General features: G+C 55.2%; 21 protein-coding genes and 1 tRNA gene. 5 read left to right on the top strand and 17 right to left on the bottom strand.

Annotated features, from left to right (window positions below; translation table 11 throughout):
* Positions 1-3: 3 nt before the first annotated feature.
* The 4 genes from AC1DUY_RS05245 to AC1DUY_RS05260 form a co-directional block, all read right to left on the bottom strand.
* Positions 4-2,454 carry an AAA family ATPase gene (locus AC1DUY_RS05245; RefSeq protein ID WP_478112786.1) on the bottom strand — a complete coding sequence of 817 codons (2,451 nt, stop codon included), beginning with the start codon at positions 2,452-2,454 and terminating at the stop codon, positions 4-6.
* Positions 2,451-2,624 carry a hypothetical protein gene (locus tag AC1DUY_RS05250; protein ID WP_478112788.1) on the bottom strand — a complete coding sequence of 58 codons (174 nt, stop codon included), beginning with the start codon at positions 2,622-2,624 and terminating at the stop codon, positions 2,451-2,453. The genes AC1DUY_RS05245 and AC1DUY_RS05250 overlap by 4 nt, the downstream gene beginning before the upstream one ends.
* Before the next feature lie 65 nt (positions 2,625-2,689).
* Positions 2,690-4,387 carry a DUF262 domain-containing protein gene (locus AC1DUY_RS05255; RefSeq protein ID WP_478112790.1) on the bottom strand — a complete coding sequence of 566 codons (1,698 nt, stop codon included), beginning with the start codon at positions 4,385-4,387 and terminating at the stop codon, positions 2,690-2,692.
* A 180-nt stretch (positions 4,388-4,567) separates the two neighbouring features.
* Positions 4,568-5,236 carry a hypothetical protein gene (locus tag AC1DUY_RS05260; protein WP_478112792.1) on the bottom strand — a complete coding sequence of 223 codons (669 nt, stop codon included), beginning with the start codon at positions 5,234-5,236 and terminating at the stop codon, positions 4,568-4,570.
* 299 nt (positions 5,237-5,535) lie between these two features.
* Between AC1DUY_RS05260 and AC1DUY_RS05265 the strand changes: the two genes are divergently transcribed.
* Positions 5,536-6,120 (top strand): tyrosine-type recombinase/integrase, encoded by a 585-nt coding sequence (locus AC1DUY_RS05265; RefSeq protein WP_478112794.1) that lies wholly within the window; start codon positions 5,536-5,538, stop codon positions 6,118-6,120.
* Between the two features lie 41 nt (positions 6,121-6,161).
* Here the strand turns inward: AC1DUY_RS05265 and AC1DUY_RS05270 are convergent, their stop codons facing one another.
* From AC1DUY_RS05270 to AC1DUY_RS05300, 7 genes are all read right to left on the bottom strand, one after another.
* The gene (locus AC1DUY_RS05270) at positions 6,162-6,833 is read right to left on the bottom strand and encodes a DUF4339 domain-containing protein (protein ID WP_478112796.1); all 672 of its coding nucleotides are present in this window, start codon (positions 6,831-6,833) and stop codon (positions 6,162-6,164) included.
* Positions 6,834-7,089: 256 nt separating this feature from the next.
* Positions 7,090-7,650: a tudor domain-containing protein gene (locus tag AC1DUY_RS05275; protein ID WP_478112798.1), complete on the bottom strand. Its 561-nt coding sequence runs from the start codon at positions 7,648-7,650 to the stop codon at positions 7,090-7,092.
* A 47-nt stretch (positions 7,651-7,697) separates the two neighbouring features.
* Positions 7,698-8,294: a hypothetical protein gene (locus AC1DUY_RS05280; RefSeq protein ID WP_478112800.1), complete on the bottom strand. Its 597-nt coding sequence runs from the start codon at positions 8,292-8,294 to the stop codon at positions 7,698-7,700.
* 209 nt (positions 8,295-8,503) lie between these two features.
* Complete coding sequence (locus tag AC1DUY_RS05285) at positions 8,504-8,908, bottom strand: 4-fold beta flower protein (protein ID WP_478112802.1); 405 nt, start codon at positions 8,906-8,908, stop codon at positions 8,504-8,506.
* On the bottom strand, positions 8,905-9,111 hold the full coding sequence (locus AC1DUY_RS05290; protein WP_478112804.1) for a hypothetical protein: 207 nt from the start codon (positions 9,109-9,111) through the stop codon (positions 8,905-8,907). The genes AC1DUY_RS05285 and AC1DUY_RS05290 overlap by 4 nt, the downstream gene beginning before the upstream one ends.
* Before the next feature lie 377 nt (positions 9,112-9,488).
* Entirely contained in the window at positions 9,489-9,995 is a 507-nt protein-coding gene (locus AC1DUY_RS05295; protein WP_478112806.1) for a hypothetical protein, read from the bottom strand.
* Positions 9,996-10,389: 394 nt separating this feature from the next.
* Positions 10,390-10,650: a 3'-5' exonuclease gene (locus AC1DUY_RS05300; RefSeq protein WP_478112808.1), complete on the bottom strand. Its 261-nt coding sequence runs from the start codon at positions 10,648-10,650 to the stop codon at positions 10,390-10,392.
* A gap of 532 nt (positions 10,651-11,182) precedes the next feature.
* On the opposite strand from AC1DUY_RS05300, the gene AC1DUY_RS05305 reads away from it, so the two are divergent.
* The 4 genes from AC1DUY_RS05305 to AC1DUY_RS05320 all read left to right on the top strand — a co-directional run bounded on the left by AC1DUY_RS05305 (position 11,183) and on the right by AC1DUY_RS05320 (position 17,176).
* On the top strand, positions 11,183-11,995 hold the full coding sequence (locus AC1DUY_RS05305; protein ID WP_478112810.1) for a hypothetical protein: 813 nt from the start codon (positions 11,183-11,185) through the stop codon (positions 11,993-11,995).
* A 1,070-nt stretch (positions 11,996-13,065) separates the two neighbouring features.
* On the top strand, positions 13,066-14,736 hold the full coding sequence (locus AC1DUY_RS05310) for a DUF927 domain-containing protein (RefSeq protein ID WP_478112812.1): 1,671 nt from the start codon (positions 13,066-13,068) through the stop codon (positions 14,734-14,736).
* A 361-nt stretch (positions 14,737-15,097) separates the two neighbouring features.
* Positions 15,098-15,655 carry a hypothetical protein gene (locus tag AC1DUY_RS05315; protein WP_478112814.1) on the top strand — a complete coding sequence of 186 codons (558 nt, stop codon included), beginning with the start codon at positions 15,098-15,100 and terminating at the stop codon, positions 15,653-15,655.
* Positions 15,656-16,126: 471 nt separating this feature from the next.
* Entirely contained in the window at positions 16,127-17,176 is a 1,050-nt protein-coding gene (locus AC1DUY_RS05320; protein ID WP_478112816.1) for a tyrosine-type recombinase/integrase, read from the top strand.
* Positions 17,177-17,229: 53 nt separating this feature from the next.
* Here AC1DUY_RS05320 and AC1DUY_RS05325 read toward each other — a convergent pair.
* The 6 genes from AC1DUY_RS05325 to hisD form a co-directional block, all read right to left on the bottom strand.
* Positions 17,230-17,305 (bottom strand) — tRNA-Phe (locus AC1DUY_RS05325).
* Positions 17,306-17,463: 158 nt separating this feature from the next.
* Positions 17,464-17,628 carry a DNA gyrase inhibitor YacG gene (gene yacG, locus AC1DUY_RS05330; protein ID WP_439059750.1) on the bottom strand — a complete coding sequence of 55 codons (165 nt, stop codon included), beginning with the start codon at positions 17,626-17,628 and terminating at the stop codon, positions 17,464-17,466.
* 1 nt (position 17,629) lies between these two features.
* Positions 17,630-18,253, bottom strand: coding sequence for a Maf-like protein (locus tag AC1DUY_RS05335; RefSeq protein ID WP_093756955.1), 624 nt, complete (start codon positions 18,251-18,253; stop codon positions 17,630-17,632).
* Between the two features lie 74 nt (positions 18,254-18,327).
* Positions 18,328-18,795, bottom strand: coding sequence for an arsenate-mycothiol transferase ArsC (locus AC1DUY_RS05340; RefSeq protein WP_068734774.1), 468 nt, complete (start codon positions 18,793-18,795; stop codon positions 18,328-18,330).
* 6 nt (positions 18,796-18,801) lie between these two features.
* Complete coding sequence (locus AC1DUY_RS05345) at positions 18,802-19,299, bottom strand: UPF0262 family protein (RefSeq protein ID WP_089266102.1); 498 nt, start codon at positions 19,297-19,299, stop codon at positions 18,802-18,804.
* Positions 19,296-20,591: a histidinol dehydrogenase gene (gene hisD, locus AC1DUY_RS05350; protein WP_478112820.1), complete on the bottom strand. Its 1,296-nt coding sequence runs from the start codon at positions 20,589-20,591 to the stop codon at positions 19,296-19,298. Before hisD ends, AC1DUY_RS05345 begins: the two co-directional genes overlap by 4 nt.
* Positions 20,592-20,648 lie beyond the last annotated feature (57 nt).

The raw sequence follows: 20,648 nt of genomic DNA on the forward strand, positions 1-20,648 counted from the left end.
TCGCTATTTGGCTTTTCGTTTCAAATTCAGGCTCACTTTGCTGCACGAGCAACGGACCACTTCAGGTGCGCCGCGCGGAGTAATGTGAAGCCACGTGTCGCATTCACTACAGCGAAAGCAGTCCAGGAGTTCCCGAAAAGCGGTTACCACGGGCTCGAAATCCTTGCGGCCGAAATTTGCCCATGCGTTGTAATGGACCGCCTTGTTGACCGCCCATTGCTCAATGCTCACAGCGCCGTTGCAGCCCGAAAGCTTCGTTTTCCGGTCGAGGGCTGCTTGTTTATCGGCATCATGTCCCCAAGACTGGGCAGCATCCGCCGCTTTGCCGCATAGGTCTCTAAGACGGACAAGCACACTCGGCATCAGTTCGCCGAGTTCGTATTGTCCGTCTGATTTGAAAACCGGCTGGGCTCCAAGGTCATTGGCAAGAAGCCGCGCGACGTATTCGAGGTGATGTCGAAGGGCTGCCGCTGCGGCCTCGACCTTGCCCTTCGCGAGTGATCCCGCGATTTCATCCCAGATCTCGACATTTGATTCAACAAGTGGTCCGGTATCGACCGTCCAGCTATGAAAGGCCAAAGAGGTCTTGGACGTGACGAGGCCTGCTGACCGCATCTGCTCCGCCCATACGCGATCATGGGTTGTAATAATGAACTGCGTATTCGGAAATTCGGACTTTAGCAGTTTGCAGAACTGATATCGGTGATCCGTATCCACTGACATAACGACATCATCAAGCAGAGCGATCGTGAAGCGGTCTGCAAGCAGACGTTTCATCAGAGCAAGATATAGGCAGACGCCCATGCCGTCCTGATGCCCTTCGCTATGAAAGGCCGCAGGCGGAAACAGTCCGCGCTCATAGAAGTTCACAGAGAAATCGAGCTTGCCTTCGCTTGGCGTAAGTTTGGCCGCGAACTTCAGCTCGTCACCTTCGTTGATTGTTCGATAGAACGAACTGAAATCGTTCTCCACGCTTTCGTACAGGGCATTAAGCTCCGTCTCCATGGCTCCGCAATAGGCTTCGTAGGCCAGTTTCGAAATATTGCTTGTCGCCTCTGCGCGCTTATTCTGGCGCATGGCGTTACGGTAATCGTTTAACCGCAACTGGGCTGTCAGCAGAAATGTTCGGGCATCCGCCGTTGCAGTCTGGTCCGGCCTGGCCTCAATGGTTTTCCTTAAACCGCTCAGCTTTTCAACCAAATCACCTGGTATCGAGTACCATCCGGCTTGCAGCCTCGGCTTAAGCTCCAGCAATCCCTCAAAGCGCGCAAGTTGGCCTCGGAGCTGTCCAAGGTCTGCGACCCATGCTTCGATAATTGCCTCTGTCGAAGCATCGTCCAAGCTAACCGCAGCCGATTGGACAAGCCCAAGAAGCGAGCTCAGCTTCGTGGCGTCTCGCGAAAGCTCGCTTCCCGCCGCGACTAGCGTCGCGCGAAGGCGCGCTGCTTCGGATGATTTGGCCAATTTAGCCGTCAAATGCGCGCGCAGGTGATTTTCGCCATCCCAGGGTTTATCGCAGAGTGGGCAGTCAGCCCCATCAACGAGGTTGAGACCTTTTTCGATCAGCTCACGCCGGTTGAGAATATCCAGAAAAGAAGGATCGGCTTCCAGAGTGCCGAGCACAGACAGGATGGAGGCAACGTTGTCCGCCCCGGTGGCTGGAAGAGTCGTGACAGCCTGTTCAAGCGCATGCAGATCGCGCAGAACCGATTGCTTGTTGAATTCCGGCGCTTTTGCCGTGTCCGTGAGGCCCGCATCGAGCTCTGTGTCTGCAGCCAAGGCTTCAATGGAGCCAAGCCCCAATATTTTGCGACGCGGATTGATTGCCGCCAGGATTTCAGCTGCCTGAAACGCCGGAATCTGGAGGTGCCGCTGCAAGGTGTCACGGCTAGACCGTACGTTATTTTCCGCGGCCTTGTGGGCGGTCTGAAGCCGGTTCTGCGCAGTATTCAGGCTGCTGCGGATTTGACCAATATCGTCAAGCTTGAGGATTGCCTGTATTTCTTCCGACCGAGCGGTCGGTTCTACCAGGATGAAGCGGAGGATCTCACGACGTGAAAGGGTGATCTCCGGATGCGCTGCAATATCAGCGAGTGCCGCTTTTATATCGTGATCGTTGGGAACAATTTTTGGCTTCTTCGGCGCAGAAACCTTGCGATGGATAGTGGCACCCTTGTTGAGAGCCGGAATGAAGACCTTGAGTTCGACAAACGCCGCATCAGGAAACTTGGTTTTATCCACGTGCGGTCCATGTTCCGCGACTGACAGCCCCTTGGTGCCGCGCCCCTGAAGGCGGACCATCTCTCCGGTAAGGCCAAACTCGATCGCGTCAATAACGCCACTCTTGCCTGAGCCGTTAGGTCCGGAGATCGCAAAATTCGTTTGATCAAAGGTTATGTCGAGTTTGCGAATGCCGCGAACTTCCTCAATGTGGGCAGAGATTAATTTGATCATGCGAAATCACTCTCGTCGTCCGCGAATATCTTCAAGAATTCGTCGGCTTTGACCTTTGGATTCTCCGCAAGAAGCTTTCGGAACGCTTCGAGTTTTCCGTCATTCAGCGCCTGTTTCGCGGCAAGATCAGACAGGAATTTCTCGACGATCGTCTCTTTAAGGCTGGTCATTGGGAGTATGCTTCCAGAAATATGTTTGCGTTCCCGCGTTTCATAATTCGCCCGTAATAATCGCTTCAGGCTGCTTTACGGCCTTCCAATCGCCAGTGGTTCTCGAGCTTGTCACACAGCTCCTTCTGTCGTGCAGCAACGACTTTTGGCGTCCAGTCGTTGTGCTCAAGCACCTGCGTCGTGATCGGGAATGGTGACACGCCGCCCTTGGAGAAATAGGACGTTTTCTTGCGGTCAAACTCCCAGTTGCTCGCCGAGGCATTCTTTTTCCGGGTGAGCAGCGCAAGGTTGCCCAAGGTGTGAACCACCTCAAGGCGCTTGTCCGCATCGGGAAACCACGTCAGCCACGCCGAACCCGCTTTTGGCGTTTGAGGAAGGACATGCTCGACCGTAATTGTTGCGTAATCATAGGTCGCGCCGCCGCCCGAGACGAGCCCATCCAGACGAAGCAGGACTGCGGATCGTGCCCGGGCCGCAAGCGTGTCGTACAGAGGCCCGCTTAGAACCTTGTATGTTGCAGCTTGCGCCTTGCTCGATAATTGGAGTGCGGATTTCGAAGCCCCAAGATCATCACCGTTCTCGACCTCACGGGTCAGCTTCGAGAAGGCGTCGATACGGTCATTTATGCTGCTCTTGCGGACGAGCATCGAATAAGCCAGTCGCTCCAGGTCCTTGAAGAAAGTCTCCATGGCTTTAGGCTTGCTTCTGTTCTTTGCAGCAAATGCCAGCGCCGGAGGGAGCCAATCAGTAAATTCCAGCCTGTTGAGCCACCTCAGATATTCGTTGATGACTTCCGCTCGCTCGCTGCTGACATACTCCGCGTTCGTCAATTCCCGGAAAACCTCTCCCATAGGAATGAGTATGTCGTCGATGACCTGCTTGGGCTTGTGGTCTTTCGCGACATGATCATTGAACTCCTTGAGGACCGTGCCTTTCGGTTTGGCCTTGCGATAGATCATTCGCACATGGCTCAATAACTCGCTGAATTCCTCCCGGCCAAGGCTTTCCTCCAGGTCTTCCCACTTGCGAGTATAGGCGTCCCGCTGTCCCTCTTCGATGGCACCGACGATTTGCGCTTTCAGAATATCGCCGGGGGCCAACGGCAGGCCGCGACTATTCAGAACCTGGAATATGCGATAGGCAGAGTCCAGATCAGGCGTTGATACGACGACAAGGAAACAGCGCGTAGCGATGAATTGCGCCAATGCAAGGCGCTCCGGCACCTTCAGTTCCTTGAGTCTTTCGTCGAACAACAGGGCATTGTTTCGAAGATTTTGACGGCTATCGGAAGTCTGGTCACCCAACGCGATAAGCTTGGCGAAACCGCCCTCGCGCTGCACATGGTTCTGGAAGAATTCCTCATCACGTGAGCGTAGCGACAGCCGAAATCGATCCTCCGTGCGCAGGATCGGGTTGCCCTGTTCGTAGATCAGCTGGGTTATGCCTTTGCCTTCGGCGGAGGAAAGGTGGGCTCGGAGAGCTGACAAAAGCAATGTGATGGTAGTCAGGCGCTGTTGGCCGTCGATCACATCGCTGTGCGGGTTGTTCTCTGGTTTGGTCAGGACGATGCTGCCCAAAAAGAAAGGCGTCTGCGTATCGCCCGGATCGTCGTCGTTCATGAAAGTGAGGAAATCTTCAAGCAGGTCGCGAGCCTGCTCCGTCGTCCAGGAATAAGGCCGTTGAAACCCCGGAATATGAAAAACATAGTCACCGCCAAAGATTTTGGCGATCGCGTGTTCATGCGCGGAAAGCGGTGCAGCCATCGTATTTCCCCCAATTTTTGCCTCACGATGCCACCCCAGGCATTGGGAGTCGAGGGTTTGCCACATTTCGTCGGACGCAATGTCTTTTGGTTACCCAGGCAATAGCCAGCGTCGCGCCCGCGTATTACTGGCCCGGGATCAAGGTCGCCATTCCGACAAACTTCAGGACGGCAGACCGGGTCATCGATGTTTGGAAATCGCCACGCCGACTATCGAGTCCGGGTCGGGCGCACCGGGCAAATGGGCGAAAGGCCACGTCATGAGCCGGCCGATAGACCGCTTCACATGCACAAATAGAGTGTGCATCTGATCGTGGGTGAAGGCCAGTTTCATATCGGGCTGGCAGATATCGGTCATCTTCTTGAGCTTGGCGTGTTCGGCAGCGGTGACGATGCCGCTGTTATGGATGATGGCCTTGCGCAGGATGCGAAGGTCACCCATCTCGTCGAGCCGGATCGTGTTGGGCTCGACACCCCGGATGCGCGCGATCCGAGACCGGATCTCCTCGTCCCACGTCGCGAAGATGAAGACCACGATCGCCCAGCAAACCTGCTGCTCGTTGTAGGCCGCTTCCGAATTCACTTTGATATAGTCGTCTGCCCGGATGATGCGCTGGTGCAGCACATCGGGCCGTGCCGGGTCTTCCACGCTCACATAGGTGATGACCGGCTGGCCATCTTCGATGCGGCGGCTGGTTGGCTTCTGCAGGCAGGGCATCTGCCGCTCGACGCGAACCTTGTTGCCCTGGAAACCAGACAGGCAGTCGCAATAAACACCCACCTGCCGGTTCACGAATTCGATGAACTCCCGCAGTACGTCGAGTTCGGCTTTTATCTTGTCCATCTCCATAAGGGCATTCTAACACTCTAGCTTCCCGCAAGAAACAGGTCTGGGGTCATTCTCCTGCGCTTACGTTTCGGAGGAACGGGACCGATCCTCCTAGGAGGCGTGACAAACAGTACGCCTTTCGCCGTAGAACTATCCGGTTGCTCACTGTATAGGATTGCCACGAAACCTTATCAGTCTGCCTTGACGCCGCCGCTATATGCTGGCCGAACACTTCTCCGACGACGTAACGCCGCTCTGGACGTCGCTTTTATCATTGATGTCAGCTATATTTCGGTGATGAAGATTACAGAGATATACGTATGCCCGGCCGACAAGCGCGGATACTGACGCCCGACCAGGCTGACGATTTGCTCTATTGGGCGACACGATCTCGCCACCCCCTCCGAAACCGTGTTGTCGTGCTTCTGTCGGTTAAAGCTGGCCTTCGCGCAGCAGAAATCGCGAAGCTGACGTGGGACATGGTCTTGGATGCTGAGGGGAACGTCGGCACATCGATTGCTCTGCACGACCGAATTGCAAAGAAACGCGGAGGCCGCGTGATTCCGATGAATGCCGAGCTAAGAGACTCGATGATCGAGCTGCGTGCAGTCTCCCTCGTGGGCAGAAGCGCGGCAGTCATTCAGTCGGAGCGCGGCGGGCCAGTGACGCCTCTCAACATCGTTGTTTGGTTTGCCCGCGCGTTTCGTGCGATTGGCTTGGTCGGCTGTTCATCACACTCGGGACGAAGAACGTTTATCACGAAGGCTGCAAAGATGGTCTATGCGGCGGGCGGATCTCTCCGGGATGTTCAGCTTCTCGCCGGACATCGGTCAATTCTGACGACGCAGCGTTATATTGAGGGTGATAGCGAAGCGCAGCACCGACTGGTGCATCTGATTGAATGAGATGCAAAAATGGCCCGATCAATGATCGAGCCATTTGCGTTTCAAGAGCCTGCAGATGCCAGCAGAAGCATCCCTACAACGAAGGAAATAATGCAGACGATAGCATAGGACGGCCGCTGCTTTAGCCTATTCGCGCGGACGAAGAGATAAACCGGGAAGAACGAAACAGCAAACACTCTGGTCCACGTCGTGCCGTATCCAGCTTTTTGCAATCTTCGGTCGTCCAACCAACCTAGAATTCCGTTCACTAAGAAGGTGAGTTGCCACGGCAGCCCTCGGCTAGGCTGATAGGGGAAACCAAGCACGATGGTTCGCACCGCCGCCTCTTGATTGCTATAAGCGATTGATGCGTCGATAAAGCCCCATAAGAGAGGAAGGGTTGCAAGAACCCACACGTAGCCATTGCCTATGTGTTGCGGAGAGATAGTTGGAGGCTCAGATTCGACGAATGCTTCGAGGTCACTTTCACGAATGGTCGACCAATCCTTCATGCCTCTGCGCCAGACAAGCGTACTGGCCGAGATCTTCCGGTCATTCAACAGCCGCCTGATTGTGACTGCAGAGATCGGACCGTTCTTCTGACCATCGCCTACATAATACCAATCATCGTAGTTCGATTGATCGAAATCTGGCGGCGCGTCTGCGTCTGCGGATGAACCATTCCTCGTGAAACCGCCAAGCGTGCCACGATCATTCATGACAAGACCGCCCATTGCTTCTCTCCATGTTTTGGGGTCGCCGCTCCTGCCACGAATGGCGTCTGAGATGTCGTCGAAGTTTGCTGTTTAACGGTCATTCTGCGTTCGCCCCATGTCAAGGCGCCGCCAACCGGCAGCCTTATGCGCACCGGTGCGAGGCACCCCGATTCCGATTAATGATATTTTTTTAAGTGGCCCGATCAGAGATCGGGGCCGCTTTCGTTCGTTCTGGTACAGGCATTCACACGGCCGTACACCGCGTCCAAAGCTGCTAGGCCAGATCGGGGTGCATTTGGGCCAACGTGCTCACGTGTCGCACGAACGTCGGCTCCTTTGGATGATCGCGGTATTTGAGCGTGACAACGTTGTTCTCCCGTTCGATGACCGTGGCTTCCCACCATCCTTCATCGGGGCCAAAAGGAGCCAGCACAACGTCGCCTGGTCGCAGATCGTCCCAATTCCGGGAGAGGCGTTCGCTTCGGCTTGCGTCAACAACCTTGCCGACTTCGGGGAGCAATCGCTCGTTCAGCGTTGCTGCCAAGTTGTTGAAGTTCTCTTTCACGCTCGCAGCCGAAATTTTCTCGTGCAGGTCCTTTCGAATGCTGGGCAGCACAACCTTGCCACTCGAAAGCAACCGACCTTCCGGCAATTTTCTTGCGAGGTCCTGCAACGCTTTGGGGACGCCGTTGAACACCTGGCACCTCATAGCCGACAAAGCTGCGATGAGCTTGTCACTCGGTTGAGAAAACCATGCGCCACATGTGCGCTGCTTTTCATTACGCCCGAGCGCAATCAACGCTGACTCGGGCAAAGCGTGCGTACTATTCATCATCTCATTTCCCTTGATTGAATCGGCCTTGAAGGCAGTTTTGACAATCCTTAAGCCGCCCCGGAATTGATCAGCGCGACGGCATTCCGATGACGATAGAACACACCCTCCCAAGGGTCGTTGCGCAGCAGCAGCTTCAGGACATCTTCAATGCGATCCACGACAACCGCGTCCCACCACCCAATCTCTGGGCCGCCGTGAATCAAAACGAGATCACCGATACCGATCGCCCCCCAACTTTGAGGCATTGTCGGATAAGCTGGCAACTCAGCTCCGCTGGGCTCTTGCGCCCCGACTATACTGAGCAGATTAGATGAGGCGATCCCGTGAAGCTCGGCGTGCTTCATTTGCTCAATCTGGCGTTCAGCAGACATTACAGAGCGGAACAGCTTGGTTTGTATGATAGGAATAGAGAGCCGCCCTGTTGGACTGACCTGGCCTAAGGGCAAGTCCATCGCGATTTCCGCAAAACCGAGGGGCGGATGACTGACCGCTTTGTAGCCGTCTTCGGTAGCAGCCCGGACCGCAAATTCAGTCGAGGAGAGAAATCTCGCGCCTCGTTCTCGCCCCGTTTTATCGCGGCCAAACACAAACAACTCGCTGAAGGTCGGGTCAGGCGTTTTCTTGATCGAAGTAGCTTGGGCCATTGGCGTCCCCCTTAAACGAAACAGGAGCCGAATTGGCTCCTGTTTTCGAGTAAGTGGCGGGCGATAGAATTGGATGATCTCAGTCGTTTTGACATCTGTCTCTCCATCATTGGACAGACGCGATAATGTAGGATTTTACTCCCATTGTCAATACGATCAATTTCCTATATTTATTAGACTATAATCCCATAAATGTCTCGGTCACGCGTCTACGGCCTCATTGTCCCACGTTGCTTGAGAGCTTGTTCCACGGCAACCTGATACATAAGCGTATCGGGCCGAAACCAACCTCTCTTCGTGTGAAACTTCGCGGGCGTGTAGCCGACGCTGGGTTTTACCGCACCGAGTTTTGGTGCCGGAGATGATCGACCTAGTTGGTAGGGAGCATCCCCGACCCAAGGATTTCCCGCTCGCGTGATCAGCATGACGGAGCCGTCGCTGCCCAGCACCGACGCGCTGTCCCACCAAGCGATATGAACCCCGCGAACGCTGAATACGCCATCCCCGAAAAGAAAGGCCGCGGGCTGCCCATCTTCGTCATATAGCCAATCATCGGGACCGAGCCATAACTGTGGAATACCCTTCTGATCGAAAAGCGGTATGAGCTTTCTCATAAATTTCTCCTCTTAAGGTTGCGCGCAGTCACCGGAACTGTGGCACTTGAAATTAGCGTCATGCGACGTTGTTGCTGCATGATGACGCGGTCGCTTAATTCGCGCTGCACGTTCGATTGCGCTAGGTATTCATCAATAGAAAATTTGGTGATCATCTCCTCTTCTGGGCAGCCAGCGGCGCTCGCGATCTGGATGACTGCCATGATCGAAACCGCGATATTTTCAAGGGAGGCGCTTTTGATCGTACTAATTTCGCAGCGGTACTGCGAACCAGGCGGCGCTGTAGCGCCCCTCGATCATTTTACAACATTGCTCAAGGACGACCGCCGTGGAGCCTTTATGTCGTCGTGTCGACCGCAAAATCGACCGGTGCAGTACGCCCTGCCTGGGTGTCGTTTTGGATCCGGCTTCGCTTGATGGGCCAAGGAACTCAACGGCGACACTGTATAAGAAAGGCCACTTTGTTATACAGTTGATCGGGCCAACGGCTGATGTCGCCGCTGACTCGTATCCTAAAACTCTGATCAATCTTCTTGATATTTCACCAAAGCGAATTGCGAACGTCTCGCGAATGCTTCGATCAATGGAATGATTTCTTCTTAGCTCGCTCGGCAACGGACATCAGGTTAGCTGCGACTTGCACTCGGATATCGTGGATGCGCCTTTCATCGGCATCTGCGGCATTCGCCTCCCACGGATCCAGTTCCTCAATCGCTTTAGCGACTGCGCGACTGAGGCGAGCATTTCGAATTACCCATGCGGGTCTTGATTTCCCCCATTTGACAAACCTCCTGTCGTCACCCGACAGCCATATCGGTAGCGGCGCGGCCGGATCAACGCGCTCCGCTAAATTCAAACTGCTAAGAACGCCTAGGACGTATTCAGCGCACTCCGAATTTTTCAGCTTCCTTTCCGGCGCAATTGGACGACTAGCGGATGCGATATGAGCGAGCATTTCACCGAGTTCGCTCGTTACACGCACGCCATTCACGTAGCGCCTTATATCTCTCAGCTTTTTCTCTGTGTGCTGGATGCCGTCGGAGGTTACATTTTCAACGGGTTTCGCGGTCGTTCTGGATTTGCTCATAATTGACTCCACCATTTTTATTGACTGATCACGAGCACCACGATCAAGCGTCATAATTGACGTTGAGCAGGATGCTCACTGCTCATTTACAAGATTGGAATTTCCGATCCCTAGATCGATGTCAGCGGCGACGCATATCGCACCGCTCAAAGTTCGCATTCTGTCATTCAAAGCGGATCACCGCCCGCTTGGTTCCAAGTTAAATGACGCCCGGTCGGAGGCTAACATCGCGACTTTTTTAGCGAGAAAAAGAAAAAACCGTTTTACGTGATCAAAGCGTTTTGACCGCTCAAATGTGGAGTTTGACGGCTCACGGCTGGATCACGATTCAAGATTCCATGGTGAGCAGGTTGTCCACCCTCGTTTTTCTGTTTCTGATAAACGGAGGGTCCTTTTACTGACTGCACATTGGCAACAATGCTGTTGCGAGGAAAGGTGTTGCCTTTAACGACACCTTGGTATTTTCCAGCGAACGCCCACAAAGCATCAAGATTTCCAAACGCTCTTTGCCACGACTTAGCGCGACGTAGAAAACTCGACGCTCCTCTTCGATAGCGGGGTCGGTTTCGGCACTCGCCGATGGGAAGTAACCATCGACGTCACTCATAATCGTGACGCATTCCCACTCGGTCGAGAGGACCACGCGAATCATCATAACTGTCGCCGAACGCGACATCAGCCGCATCGAGCACGAAGCCTGTCAGGACTCTCCAGCGGACCCGAATTGCATGGCAATCGTCTGCAGCGTCGCGTCTTAGGCAATCGCAGGCTCTTGCGTCGCCTCAGCGGGTCACAGAGATCGCTCCATGCCGGTAGTGCGGAAATCGGAACAATGACCTTCCTCAATCGCTGGGGCGTTAGCCGCCCGCCGAGCTGGTCGAAGATTGCACCGGCCCCCTACTGGTCCGGCATCCGGCAAGTCCAGCACGCATGCTGCATGTGGGTTGAGTCAAGCTGCTGCCCCGGTCACATCTTCGGGCGTGAGCCGATAAACGCCGTAATAGCACCAAGTAGATCGCAGTTCGATCACTTCCAGTTTGAAGCTACCTCTGAATCGGCTAAGCAGAGCTTTGGTGGTTCTTGCCCGGCTGTTCGGCGTTCCGACGACGGCTGGCAATTAGTTCGTATGCCCGGAGCGGAGGTCCCCGCTGCCGAACTGATTTAGATTACGCATTTTTGGAATAAGCATGATATCCAAACTTACAGCCAAGACTGCTCAATTGATAACCGGCGACGAACTTATTGCTCACATTGTGGATGTGAAAACGCCCCCAGCTGATCGCTTAATTTCTTTGATGACCTTCAGTGCATGGATGCGTTGGCCTGAGGATCAGGAAGTGTTGCGATATGCGAACGTCGTCGCGGCAGCAAATATCTATCTCTATGACAAAAGCAACGGCAAGGAGCCGCGAGTATCGCCGAGCGTTGACGACATGGCGAGGGCCCTTGTTGAATCACCGTTGGCGGGTTGGTTCTCCCACGTCTATGAAACTACGGATCTGCTTGCCGGAGAGATCGTCAATTTCTTTATGCACTGCCCGGAGGAGCTAAAGCCCAGCCTCTTGAAAGCTCGATACTTCATTGAGCAGGGAGGATTTACGTCCGAAGACATGACTGACAAGGAGAGGAAGGAAAGCACGCCCGGGTCTACTCTTCTGAAAGCGGGATGGAGCGAGCAAGCTATTGCGGGTCCATTCGCCTGGACGGCTGAATCATTCGGCGAAGAAGAGGGAATCGAAGAACTTTTGTGGATTGTCCCAGATGATCCTGATTCAATTCCAGTTGCCGAAGCTTTTCTAGCCGACCCGCTCCAAATCGACAGGTTTTTTGGCATTGCACGTTTTGCTCAAGAACGGCTGCTGCGTTTGCTTGACCCCGTATCACGTTCTCGCTTCAAGTTCGCGCGATTTCCCAGCAGCATTGAACTAGTTTGCCCCGACATCGATTATTTTGACGAAGTTCAACTAGAAATCATGAAAACTTACCGCGCTCCCCAGTAGAGGTGGTCAAATAAATTAGACCTAGGTCAAAAGAAAACGCCTCATACCCTAGTTGCCTAAAGTGAGTGAGATTGCAGCGGTCGAAACAAGGAGACCGCTACTGTGATTTCTTCTGATGCACCAGGGTTCAATGATTTCTTGCGAATGGCTCTCGCGGATGAGAGGTGGTTTACGGACGCCTCCCCTCGCTGGAAGCATCTTCCAAGCAGCGCGGCCATCGAGGCGGAGCGCGAAAAGAGGGCGCGCCTGTTTCGACGTGGCGGCTATGCTGAGGGTGCTAGCATACTAAAGGCATGTGAACCCCGGAAGCGTTGCGGCTCAGGCGCATGTCCTGCGTGCGGGCGCGCTATCCAGCGGTTTCTGGTTAGCTCCCTCTACAGCGAATTGAAGCCTCATAGACAGTTTCGCGTGGTCTCTTTGATACCTGCACAGTCGCTCCCCAAAGGTCGTTTGGGCGATTTAGACTTGGGCGACTATAAGCGATCCCTGATGAGCACGCTGCAAGCTTGCCGAATAAAGGTCTTTGTCGGAGGCATCGATTTCTCGCTTAACGAGCATACCAGCGACCTATTCCAAGCACATTGGTCACCGCATGTTTGGCTATTGACGAGCAGTTTCAATCAGCCTCGCTGGGAGAAACGCCTCCGCCGAACCTTCAAGCGTACGCGGACCGTCTTCCGACCAGTCAAGATTCAGCATTGGGATGGGAATCGTGCTGCAATTGGCTATGCCTTTAAAACTCAGTTCAATCGCCGCATCTCAAAGATAGGAGAGCGTCGATATCGAGACGGATCAAGAATGTGCCGCATCACTTCTTATGATCGTTTGCGGCGCGAGGAACGCATCGAGCTATATACGTTCTTGCACAATTCGCATTTGTCAGACCGCATATTGCTCAAAGGAATGGACGATTCCTGAGCCCCGTTTGCGATAAGTCCAGACAGACCTCAACCCCAAAGTGACTGAACTGCACAGGCAACCGACCTCACAGCGGAAGGCTCGCGTTTGAGCCGTGCACACTGTGCAGCAGCGCACGAACTGCAAACCATTTGAAAACAATGAGATTCGCCATGACGAAGAAAACGCTGGGTTTAAGAAAAGTTGCAGAAATCCACGATCATGCATCAGACCTTTTTAAAGTATTGATTGAGGTTCGGCTCAAAAATGGAAAGCTTCGAAGAGTGGAGTTGTCACCCTCACTTGTGTCGGATCCAAAATCACTCGAATCGAAGTTGCTGGATATCGGCGCAGACCTTCCAATCTCCGATCATCGCCGAGAATCTCTCAAGAAGTTTGGTAATATAAAAGCCGAGCAGCAGATTTCCCGCGTTGCACGATCTGGGTGGCTTCCGGGCGAGCGGTCGTTTGCGGTGCAGAGTCGGATTGTCGGCAAGAACACTTCTTCGGTAATCGGCCTGCCGGAGCCCGGCAATTCAAATGAACGCGGATGGTTTGCAGCTTCTGGCACTTGGAAAACATGGGCAAGAACAGTCGCCCCGTTAGCGAATTCGTCGTCGATCCTGACGCTCGGAATAGCCGCGTCATTTGCAGCGCCATTGTTGCATTTACTCAAGCAGCAAAGCTTCTCTCTATGCATATCTGGGCCGACGCGCTCAGGAAAATCCATGGCGTCTCTTCTGGCATCCTCGGTTGTCGGTATCGGCCGGATCGACATGCTGCCGACTTGGCATTCTACCGACGCAGGCCAGGAAGAGCTCATGCCACGCTTCAACGATTGCTTGGCACCAATTGACGACTTTGAAAGTATGAAAGGCACGGCAACTCAGAAGTATCAGCGAATTCGAGATTTTTCGTACAGTATTAGTGCCGGATCCGAACGTCGGCGTCACACGTCATTCGAAACCACGACCGAAAGCTGGAATGTGATTCTTTTGACTTCCATGGAAAGTCCAATCTACGAACTAGCCAGGTCAGTTGGAGAGGAGCGGCGCGGCGGTGAGTCGATTAGGATGATTGACGTGCCTGTGCTTTCAAACGGTCGAAAGCATATCTTTGATCGAGCGAGAGCGGAAGGAATAAAGCCAACTCCAAAATGGAGAATTGATCAGTTTCGAAGGATTCAAGAAGCATGCGGCAACAATCATGGGGCCGTGTTTATCCACTATGCCGGAGGCTTATGCAGACAGCCAAAGACTTTTACGAAAGATGCAGAGAAGTACACGGCGCGTTTCGTTGATTCTGTCATTTCGAATGATGACCGCGATCTCGCGCGAGATGTGGCCCAGAAATTTGGAATTATCTATGCTGGCGGGATGATTGCAATTGACCTCGGAATTCTTCCATGGACAGCGAAGCATTTACAAGCCGCTATAAGCTCCTGCTATTTTGCTGCGAGGGATTCGCTCAATGATGAAGGTGTACTGCTAAGAAGTGGAAGACGGATGTTGATCGATTTCTTGCGCTCACTAAAGCCAAGAGGAAAGATAAAATCCTACAGGACTGAACGCGGGTACAGTATCAGTCTGACAAAGTCCGCGCGCTATTACGCCAAAATTGAATCGATCAATGGAATTTTTCAATCAAAAGAGCAGCGCCGGTTGACCTTACAAGACTTGATCATGACCGGGAAGATACGGCTTGCCAACGCGAAGAAGGGCAAGTCAGGGCCCAAAGAGCAGTTTACTTGGCCAGACGGCAAGCGCCGTCGTTCTTATCGCATTGAAATTACCAAAGAAGAGCTCGCAAAAAGCTCGATTCGTAAACGTGCTAGTCAAAACTAGACACCTCCGCGGTCATGGATCTCTCGCGGGCACTTCTTTGCATGCGCAGAAATCCATCGCACAAACCTGGGTTTGACCTCGCTCACATTCCTTTCGGTGTTAGATGCATCACGATATTACAATTCCAGAACATGAATGGTTGACGCTACAGGCAAGTATCAAGCCCTGTAGAATACCGAGCGTGCTTCGCGATAAATTAATCTCGAGTACAATCATCTTGGCAAATTCGAGTACTAGCTACCCATCGCCGAGAAAGATTCAGAAAGATAATGTCCAGAAGATCATCCGCTGGAGAGATCGGGCGGATTACCTACGGCGATCTCTAACGCACCATACTGAGGAGCAGAAGCGCCGCGAGGAGATGAGCAGAACTGCACTGCTCGACGCCATCCGGGAAGATCCGACTCAGTTGATCGCATTTCTGAATTATCAATTTGGCGACGTATCGCAATACAGCGATCTGAGCGACCCGGTTGACCTTTTTGAGCATCACATCGCGAAAACGATGATCTTGACGGAAGGTGTTATCGCACTGCTTTCGCGACCGCAGAGCGCCGGTCAATTTCGCCGCAAGCAGCTTTGGTTTATTTGGGTTGCGCACGTGTTTTCCCTGCTTCGGCAGCACCAAATTCCCGTTCAGCATCCTTCACGAAAGCAACTCCTGCCCGGTGCGATAGCTTTCATTGCACGCCTGCAACAGAAGCTTCCTTTGGAACATAGACTTCGCAACACGCCCGATTCTCTCAAGAAAGGTGCCGTAATCGCGTACAAAATGCGGAAGGGAAATCCGGTCTCTGCAATAAATCTAATTCAGCTGCGGTGGAGCACTGGGGATTTTTGGAACGATTTTCGTGATCACACAGAGTCTGGCCAAGAAGCGCGACGGTTTCTTCGGCGTTTTGATCGCTTGCTACCTTAGGAGCCAAAGGAACGATGGTCGCCTGCGAATTTTGCAGGCTCATTCCGATGAGGTGGCGGATTTCGGGATAGCGTGTAAGTCATCGCAACCACACAACATCGGGTAGGAGCAAGCGGCATCGGATGCCAAACTGAACTGATTTGCGCTCGATTGCGCAAATCCGATTCAGATTGAGCTCTAGTGTAAAAGCTCCTTGTACTATCATGCAGCCAAAACAACGTGATTTTGATAGAATTCATAGTGGCTGTTGGCGGACTTCGATGCGCCTACTTACGCGTCAGCAAGCCGCGGCTTACTGCGGTCTCAGCTTACCGAGCTTTCTGACGGTCTGCACGGTGCCAGTATTGGCTCTGGGTACGGGAAAGAGATTAGAGCGCTACGATATTCGGGATTTGGATTCCTGGATCGACGATTTCAAGGCAGGCCAACATAGTGGCCACGTAAACTGGCTCGAATTGATTGGAAAGTGATGTGACGGTAGTTCGTGTCAAAGGCCTCAAGCGCTACATGGTGAAAGGCAAGTGGTACGCTTACCACCGTAAGACCATGGTTCGTCTCAATGCCGAATACGGTACAGGAACATTCTTTGCCGAACTCGCGGCAATAGAGCGCAAGCTTAAATCGTCTTCGAGACTACCGGGTACGCTAGGTTTGCTATTTGTCACGTATCGTAACTCTCCTGTTTTTCGGGATCTCGCGATGGCGACAAAGCAGGGGTATGGGCGCATGATGAATCTGCTGAAGCCGCTCGACGAAATGCCGCTCACTGAGATCACTCCACAGTTCGTCGCTCAGTTGCGCGATAAATTGTATGACCGACATGGGCAGCGTCAGGCCAATTACGCCTTGGCCGTTTTGTCAGTCGCGTGCGAGCACGGAAGGGAAACGGGCGCAATTAAAGAAAATCCTGTAAAGGGAATTAAGCGGATCAGACGCTCGCGTCGGAAGGCGGCTGCTAATAGGCCCTGGACCGCAGACGAATGTCGGGCCGTACTCTCCGAGGTTCCTTACCAGCTTCGGGTGCCGGTAGCCCTGGGGATGTTCACTGGCTTGCGTAAGGCCGATGTGCTTTCGCTCACCAGCACTGCAATACGGGATGGCAGAATTTGGCGCAGAACTTCCAAGACAGGACAGGAAGTTTCAATTCCGCTGCATCCCGACTTGGCTTCGGTTCTCAAAGAGAACCGGCAGGCAAGTGCGGTCACTCTTGCAGTAACAACCTACGGTAAACCGTGGACCGAGAGCGGTTTTAATTCGACCTTTATCAAAGCCATCTCGAAGCTGAAGCAAGAAGGGAAGGTCGGAGAAGGCCTGACATTTCACGGCCTACGCCACACCGTAGGAACGCTCCTAATAGAGGCAGGCTTCGACATTGATACAGTACGGAGGTGGCTCGGGCAAAAGACCCTCGCCATGGCGATCCACTATTCCCAGACAGCGAATACGTCAGACCGGATGAATGAAGTTGTTGGCAGGCTCGACCCGTTGGGGAGCAAACGAAGAACAAACTCGTCTAACTGAATCGCATTTTTGTCTAACGCTCGAACTCAATTACCGCTAAGCCATTGAAATCATGGTGCCCAGGGGCGGGATCGAACCACCGACACTGCGATTTTCAGTCGCATGCTCTACCAACTGAGCTACCTGGGCGCCGCCCCGGATCAGGTCCAGGGAGCGCCGGTTTATAGTCAGGCAAATCGGCCCTGTCCACCCGCCCGATGGCATTTCTGTGAACGAAGATTTTCCCGTCAAAACAATGGGAAATGACCGCTTCGGACCGGCTTGGACAGCGCGAATGCCCGTCAAGCCTATTCGGCGTCCTCGTCATCCGTCGGTTTGCCGGGAATCGCATAGGAACCCGACAGCCAGCGATTGAGATCGACGTCGCGGCAACGCTCGGAGCAGAACGGCTTGGAGGCCTCCACCGCGGGCTTGCCGCAGATCGGGCACGGTTTTTCGCCGGATTTGGACACCTTAGCTTGCATTCAACCAACCAAAACGGATCGGGAAACCTTCGCCGCCCAGCAGGGAGACGGTCTCATAGAGCGGCAGGCCGACGATATTGGAGTAGGAGCCGACCATCTTGACCACGAAGGAGCCGGCAATGCCCTGCACGGCATAGCCACCGGCTTTGCCGCGCCACTCGCCGGAGCCGATATAGGTCGAGATGTCTTCTTCATTGAGGCGCTTGAAGCGCACCTTGGTCTCGATCAGCCGCTGCCGGAAGCTTTCCTTGGGGGTGACGATGCAGACCGCCGTATAGACACGGTGGTTGCGGCCCGACAGCAGCCGCAGGCACTGCGAGGCCTCATCGACCAGTTCCGCCTTGGGCAGGATGCGACGGCCGACGGCGACCACGGTATCGGCCGCGAGGATGAACGCGCCGCGGAGTTCGTCGTCGAGCTGAACTGACTTGAGGGCGGCTTCCGCCTTGGCACGTGCCAGACGATTGGCGCAGGCGCGCGGCAGTTCACCCCGCTTCGGGGTCTCGTCGACATCGGCGGGACGCAGCGCATCGGGCTCGATCCCGGCCTGATTGAGCAGGCTGAGGCGGCGGGGCGAACCGGAGGCGAGAACGAATTTGGGGCGGCCGAGCATGCGGGGCGATGATCCTGGAAATGCGGCCGGAACCTATCGGAAGGGCTCTGCTTCGACAACCGCGGTGCGGTTATTTAACCGCTGGCAGCGCCGCCTTTGGCGAAACGTTTGCGGATGCGTAGCAGGAGCCCGTCGCAGACCTCGCGGTAGGCGGCCAGTTTCTGGTCGCGGTTACCTTCGGTTCCCGTCGGGTCCACCGTCGGCCAGTATTCGACCTCGGCGGCATCGGTGCGTGTCAGATCCAGCGCCTTGTGATGCGCCTCCGGCGACAACGTGATGATGAGATCGAAATTGAGCCCTTCCCAGTCTTCGAGTTCCTCGAAGGTCATGGGCTTGTGTCTGGAGATGTCCTGGCCGAGTTCGGCCATCACGGCCACTGCGAAAGGATCGAGCTCGCCCTTCTTCACCCCGGCGGATTTCACATACAGCGCCTGCGGGAACATCTGCTGCAGCAGGCTGGCGGCCATCGGCGAACGCACGCTGTTCTGGCCGCAGGCAAACAACACCGCCTGCGGCGTACGCGCGCGTGGCGGCGCGGCCATCAGCGACTAGCCTTTCCAGTGAAGGACGGAGATCAACGTAAACAGCCGCCGCGACGTCTCGAAGTCGACGCGTACCTTGCCGGCCAGTCTTTCCTGTAATGTCCGCGAGCCTTCGTCGTGGATGCCGCGGCGGCCCATGTCGATGGCCTCGATCTTGTCGGGCGTAGCGGTGCGGATCGCCTGATAGTAGCTGTCGCAGATCATGAAGTAGTCCTTCACAATGCGGCGGAACGGCCCGAGCGACAGAAGGTGCGCGACGACAGGCGTGCCGTCCTCGCGGCGGATGTCGAACATCAGCCGGCTGCCGGTGATGCCGATATGCAGCGTAAACGGGCCGACGTGCGCGCCTTCCGGCGCGAACAGATTCTGCTCGATCAGGTCGTAGATCGCGATCGCGCGCTCATGCTCGATATCCGGCCCGGAACGGCCGATCGATTCCTCATCGAGCGTCACCGCGACGATGCGGTTGTTGCTGTCATCCTCTGGTGGAGGGGCATTACTCATCGCAAATTGAGGCGCAATCCGACTGAACGTGCGTGAGCATCGAGGCCTTCGGCCTTGCCCAGCGTCATCGCAGCCGGTCCCAGCGCCCGCAGCTGATCCGGCCCGCACTTCAGGATCGATGTTCGCTTCATGAAGTCAAGTACGCCGAGACCCGACGAGAACCGCGCCGAGCGTGCGGTCGGCAGCACGTGGTTCGAGCCGCCGACATAATCGCCGATCGCTTCCGGCGTATGGCCGCCGAGGAAGATGGCGCCGGCATTGCGAATCTTGAGCGAGAACGCCTCAGGATCGGCCGTCATGATTTCGAGATGCTCGGCGGCGATGGCGTTGGCGAGCGGCACGGCGTCATCGAGCTTATCGACCAGAATGACCGCGCCGAAACTCTCCCACGACGCACGCGCGATCTCGGCGCGCGGCAGTGTGGTGAGCTGGGCCTCGACGGCAAGGATAACATCGTCCGCAAGGCGCTCGCTGTCGGTGATCAGGATCGACTGCGCATTGGCGTCGTGCTCCGCCTGCGCCAGCAGATCGGCGGCAATCCAGTCGGCATTGGCGGTGTCGTCGGCGACAACAAGCACTTCCGACGGACCTGCGATCATGTCGATACCGACCTTGCCGAACACCTGGCGCTTGGCAGCGGCCACATAGGCATTGCCGGGACCGACGATCTTGGCCACCGGCGCGATGGTCGCGGTGCCATAGGCCAAAGCGGCCACGGCCTGCGCGCCACCGACGCGATAGATCTCGGACACGCCGCCGAGCTTCGCCGCGGCCAGCACCAGTGGGTTGAGCTTGCCGTCCGGCGACGGCACCACCATCACCACGCGCTCGACGCCTGCGACCTTGGCCGGCACGGCATTCATCAGCACCGACGATGGATAGGCGGCGGTGCCGCCGGGCACATAGAGACCAACAGCTTCAATGGCGCTCCAGCGCCAGCCAAGCTCGACGCCCAGCGCATCGGTGAAGCGGTCGTCCTTGGGCAATTGGCGCTTGTGGAACAGCTCGATGCGATCGCGGGCGAATGTCAGGGCCTCGACGGTCTCTGCGTCGCAGGCGGCCACGGCGGCATCGATCTCGGCAGGGGTTACGCGCAGAGCCGAGGCCTTGAGGTCGAGCCGATCGAACTTACGGGTGGCCTCCAGCAGCGCTGCGTCGCCGCGAGCGGCGACATCGTCGACAATGGCGCGGGTGGCCGCCTCGATATCGGCCGCGACTTCACGCTTCATGGTCAGGAAAGCATTGAAGCGCTGGGTGAAATCGGCGCTGGCGGTATCGATACGAATTGGCATTCTGGTGTTCCGGCGGGGCCTTGCCGGCCAAGGCCCCCTGCTCAATGGCGCGGCGGC

Source organism: Tardiphaga sp. P4_G1, from assembly GCF_056401215.1.